This is a genomic window from Nocardia sp. NPDC046473 (assembly GCF_040645995.1).
Taxonomy (GTDB): Bacteria; Actinomycetota; Actinomycetes; order Mycobacteriales; family Mycobacteriaceae; genus Nocardia.
The window spans coordinates 1-4444 of sequence record NZ_JBEYZJ010000029.1 but is presented as its reverse complement, the minus strand read 5'-3'; the positions used below and the strand labels follow the sequence as shown (position 1 = coordinate 4444).

1 protein-coding gene is annotated in these 4444 nt (G+C 69.6%); it reads right to left on the bottom strand.

Translation table 11 applies throughout. The features are described 5' to 3' along the window. On the bottom strand, positions 1 to 4423 hold a 4423-nt coding region (locus tag ABZ942_RS43750), incomplete at its 3' end, for an SDR family NAD(P)-dependent oxidoreductase (protein WP_357392263.1). Positions 4424 to 4444: the final 21 nt, after the last annotated feature.

Below are 4444 nucleotides of genomic sequence, written 5' to 3'. Positions count from 1 at the left end.
ACGACGAACACGCCGTATCCACCGTCAACGCCGGCCCCTCCAAACCCAACACATACGCCACCCGCCCAGAGAGCACACTCGCCGAACTACCCGTCCCCAGTAGCCCCGCGAGGCCCTCGGGAACGAACCGCAACCGCGACGCATGATCGTGATGCGTCACCCCGGCGAACACACCGGTGTCGCTGCCGCGCAGCGACTTAGGGGCGATGCCGGAGTTTTCCAGTGCCTCCCAGCTCGTCTCCAGTAGCAACCGCTGCTGCGGATCCATCGCCAGCGCCTCACGCGGCGAGATCCCGAAAAACCCCGGATCGAAATCCGCCGCGTCATGCAGGAAGCCACCGGCATCGGTGCCTGACCCGCTGGCGGTATGCCAACCGCGGTCGAGCGGGAACCCGGAGATGCCGTCCCCGCCGCTGAGCACGAAATCCCACAGGTGTTCAGGCGTGCGCACACCACCGGGAAACCGACAGGCCATTCCAACGATCGCCAGCGGTTCATCCGTAGTGCGGTGCGCGCGAGTCTCTTTCCTTGTCCGAGTTGCCATCTCGCCGATGAGCCGGTCGAGCAGGTGATCGGCTAGGGCCGTCGCAGTCGGGTAGTCGAAAACCATGGTGGCGGGCAAGCGCAGCCCGGTCGCGGTGGCCAACCGATTGCGTAGTTCTACCGCGGTCAGCGAATCGAAGCCGAGGTCCCGGAAGGCTCGTCCCGAATCGATGTGCTCCGCACCCGCGTGCCCGAGTACGGTCGCCGCGTTCACGCACACCAACTCCGTCAACAGCGCACGGCGCTCGCCGGCGTCCAGGCCGGCGAGCCGGTCCGCAAGCGTGCCGTCGGCCACCGCTGTGCCGGCCGCGCGCCGGGCCGGCGCTGGTAGCAGGGCTCGCATCAGCGGATGGGCGGACTCGGTCGAGCCGGCCGCCATGGTGCGCGTGTCGAGCCGTGCCGGGAGCAGCGCCGCCGCGGACATGCCGATCGCGGCGTCGAGCAACGCGAGCGCGTCCGGTGTCGACAGGCCGGCCGTGCCTGCCTCGGCCATCCGGCCGTGATAGGTGGCGTCGAGGTGGCCGGTCATGCCACTGGCCTCGGCCCACAGCCCCCAGCCGAGGGACACCGCCGGCAATCCGTGACCGCGGCGGTGCGCGGCGAGCCCGTCCAGGAAGGTATTCGCCGCCGCGTAGTTCCCCTGCCCGGCATTACCGAATGTGCCTGCGGCCGAGGAGAACAGCAGCAATCCCTCGACCGACGCCAACTCGGCGGTCAGCTGATGTAGATGCCACGCGGCGTCGACCTTCGGTTCGAAGACCGCGGCCAGCCGCTCCGGCGTGAGCGACTCGATCGTCCCGTCGTCGAGCACACCCGCGGCATGCACCACGCCGGTGAGCGGTGACTCCGCGGGAATCTCTTGCAACAAGTCGGCGAGCGCGTCCCGGTCGGCGGCATCGCACGCCACCACCCGCACCCGGGCGCCCGCTGCTTCCAGGTGCGCGGCCAGTTCCGTGGCGCCGGGAGCCGTCGGGCCCCGTCGGCTCGTGAGGACCAGCTCACGCGCGCCCTGTGCGACCAGATGACGCGCGACAGTCGAACCCAGTACGCCCGTCCCCCCGGTGATCAGTACCGTGCCCGCCACGAACCGGTCCATCCGGGTCGGCATCGTCAGCACGAGCTTGCCGACGTTGCGCCCCTGCTGCAGTACCCGCAAAGCGTCGGCCGCATCCCGCACATCCCAGCACTGCACCAGCAACGGCGAAAGCGTTCCCGCCTCGAACAGCCCGACCAGTTCCCGCAGCATTTCCTGAACCCGATCCGGTCCCGCCTCGATCAGATCGAACTGCAGGTACTGCGCCCCGTGATAGTCCGCGGCGACCTGTTCGGGATCGCGAGCATCCAGCTTGCCGATATCGATGAACCGGCCGCCGGCCGCCAGCAAGCCCAGCGAGGCGTCGACGAACTCCTTTGTCAGCGAGTTGAGCACCACATCGACGCCGACGCCGTCGGTCGCGGCCCGCACCTGCTCGACGAATGTCACGTCGCGTGAGGATCCGATATGGTCCCGGTCGAGTCCGGCAGCCTGCAGCACCGGCCACTTCGCCGCGCTCGCGGTGCCGAAGACCTGCACGCCCCACGCCCGCGCCAGCTGCACCGCCGCCATACCGACACCACCGGCCGCCGCGTGCACCAGCAATCGCTCACCCGCACACACGCCGGCCAGATCCGACAGCCCGTAATAGGCGGTCAAGAATGCCACCGGCACCGACGCGGCCCGCGCGAACGACCAACCCTGTGGTATCCGGACGATCATCCGCGCATCGGTCACCGCCACCGGACCGAACGCCCCGGCGAACAGGCCCATCACCCGATCACCCACCGCCACACCGGTGACATCCGAGGCAACCTCGACCACCACCCCCGCGCCCTCGCTCCCGAGCAACGCCCGATCCGGATACATACCCAGACCGATCAGCACATCTCGGAAGTTCACGCCGGCCGCCCGCAGCGCCACTCGAACCTGCCCCGCCCGCAGCGGCGCCATCGCCTCGGCACACGCAACGACTCGCAGATCTGCCAGCGTGTCTGCGGCCTCCAGCCGCCATGCCGATGAACCCGCGGGTGGTTCCAGCGCCGAGCGAGTCATCCGCACGATCCGCGGCCGCAGCAACGCGCGATCACGCGCGGCGATCTGCGGTTCTCCGCAGGCCACCGCGTCCACCACAGCACCCGCCGCACACCCGGCGGCATCCAAATCCACCAGCACAAACCGGCCCGGATGTTCCGACTGCGCCGACCGCACCAAACCCCACACCGCCGCGCCCGCAAGATCAGTCACCCGATCGTCTGCGCCTGCGGCGACCGCGTTCCGCGTGACCACCACCAGCCGCGACGACTCCAACTCGGGCCGCCCGAGCCACGCCCGCAGCACACCCAGCACGCCTGCCACCGCATCGCGGACGCCGGTCGGCGCCGCACCCGGCGATCCGACCTGCAGCACAACCACTTCCGGCGGACCTGCCATCCGGTCGAGGTCATCCGCGACTTCGGCCGCCACCTCGCGGGTCGCGAGGCCGGCCAGCAGATCGGCGTCGGCGCCCAGCGCCGTCCAGGTGCGCGGGGCCGCGAACTCGCCGCCCGGCAGGGGGGACCAGTCCAGGCGGTACAGGTGTCCGTGCCGGGGAGACGGGACCGGCTCATCGCCCAGTGGTCGCAGCGCCAGCGAATCCACCGTGATGACCAGCGCACCGGCGGGATCCACCGCCACCAGGCTGAAGACGTCGCCGTCCAGCGCGCGCAGGCGGAGCCGCAGGCGTGTGGCGCCCGCAGCCCACAGTCGCACCCCGGACCAGGAGAACGGCAACCGTCCGGCACCGTCGGTGACCAAGCTGATTGCGTGCAGCGCGGCATCGAACAGCGCCGGATGCAGACCGAAACCGGCTGCGGGGTCGTACTGCTCTCCCGTAAGCGGCAGGGCCACATCGGCATACACGTCAGCACCGTGCCGCCAGGCTGAGCTGAGTCCCCGGAACACCGGGCCGTAGCCGAACCCGACGCCCGCGAGCCGGTCGTAAAACCCATCGAGGTCGATCGGGGTCGCGTCGGCCGGCCGCGACATCGCCGGTTCCGGGTCACTCGCGGCGACCGATGCCGCGGTGAGACTTCCGGCGGCGTAACGGGTCCATTCGCCTTCGGCCTCGCCGCGCGAGTAGATCTCTACCGTCCGATGCCCCTCGGCAGCGGCGCCGACCACGACCTGGATATCCACATCGGCGTCATCGGTCAGCACCAGCGGTGCATACAGCACCAGTTCGTCGAGGCGAGCACAGCCGACCTGGTCGCCGGCCCGGATCGCCAGCTCGACGAAGCCGGTGCCAGGGAAGATGACCGTGCCATGAACCGTGTGGTCGGACAACCATGGCTGCGATCGCGACGACAGCCGACCGGTGAGCACCACATGGTCGTTGCCTGCCAGCCCGACCACGGCGCCGAGTAGCGGGTGCGCCGCCAGCGCGAGGCCACCGCCGGGCCGGAGGCCCGATGGCGCGGCATTGTCGTGGTGCAGCCAGTAGCGCTGGCGCTGGAACGCGTACGTGGGTAGGGGGACCTGCAGACCGTGAATTCCGTTGGCGGCCAAAGCATTACCCCAGTCGATGCGGAGTCCGCCGGTGAAGAGTTCGGCAGCGGCGGTGAGGATGCGTTCGGTGTCGTTCTCGTCCCGGCGCAGCGTGCCGACCGCGAGCCCCCGCACGTCGGACGCATCGAGGGTGTCCTCGATGCTCATGGTCAGTACCGGATGCGGCGAGACCTCCAAAAACGCGTGGTGTCCGTCCTCGATCAGCGCTTGGAGGGTGTCGTGGAATCGCACCGTCTGGCGCAGATTGGTAAACCAATACCCGGCATCCAACGTCGCCGTGTCCACCCGCTCCGCAGACACAGTCGAATAGAACGGCACCTG